The following is a 1,104-nucleotide window of genomic DNA, read 5'->3' on the forward strand; positions in this document are numbered from 1 at the left end:
AATGACTGCCGAGCAATGAGCGTTCAGTCACAGGAAGGGCTACCCATCGGGTAGCCCTTTTGCGTTCTGGCCAGTCGTCCGAGCAGGGCGCTTTCAGTCCTGACGGACCTTGAGCACGACCTTGCCCACGTGACCTTTCTGCTGGAAGACCTCCTGGGCGGTGGCTATCTCGGCCAGCGCGAAGGTGTCAGCGACCAGCGGCTTGATGTTGCCTTGCTCGATATGGCGCACGAGATTGGGGAAGACCTCCGGTTCCAGCACCGTGCAGCCGAAGAAGCTCAAGTCCTTCAGGTACAGCGTGCGCAGGTCGAGTTCCACCATCTCGCCACCGATGGCACCCGCGACGGCGTAGCGCCCCTTGTAGCCCAGGATATCCAGCAGTTGCGGCCATTGCGGGCCGCCCACCAGATCGATGACCACCTCGACACTGTGGCCCTTGAGCGCCTCGTCGAGAGGCTGATCGCGCAGCACGATGTCATCGGCTCCGAGATCGCGCAGGGCATCGGCCTTGGCCGCGCTGGTGACGGCAATCACATGGGCACCACGGGCCTTGGCGAGCTGGACGGCCGCGGAGCCGACCCCACCGGAGGCGCCGGTGATCAACACGCGCTCGCCCTTGGCAAGCTGTGCGCGAGTCAGCATGTTCTCGGCGGTGGAGTAGGAGCAGGGGAAGGAGGCGAGTTCCACATCGCTGAGTGAGCTCTCGACGCGCAGGGCATGGCGCGCCGCTACCCGGGTGTATTCGGCAAAGCCGCCATCGCATTCGGCGCCGATATACCAGGCGGACTCCAGCGTCTGGCCGTCGTGCTCCCTCAGGCAGGGCTCGATCAGCACACGCTCGCCGAGGCGCGTCTGGCTGACGTCTGAGCCGACCGCGACGATCTCGCCGCAGATATCGGCCCCCTGGATGCGCGGAAAATGGATCGGCTGCCCGGACCAGCTGGCATCCTCTGCCTCGCCATCGCCCTTGGAGTACCAGGCCAGCCGCGTGTTGAGGTCGGTATTGTTGACGCCAGCCGCGCCGACCCGCACCAGCACGTCACGCGGGCCGGGAGTCGGGCGAGGAATGTCGTCACGCACTTCCAGCACTTCCGGGCCGCCATG

Annotated in this window: 1 protein-coding gene; it reads right to left on the bottom strand. The window is 65.7% G+C overall.

The window, feature by feature from the left end; genetic code table 11:
* Positions 1 to 93: 93 nt before the first annotated feature.
* Positions 94 to 1,104, bottom strand: a 1,011-nt coding sequence (locus AC4FAH_RS11915) for an alcohol dehydrogenase family protein (RefSeq protein ID WP_490246084.1), incomplete at its 5' end; no start/stop codon positions are given.

The organism is Cobetia sp., assembly GCF_983723665.1.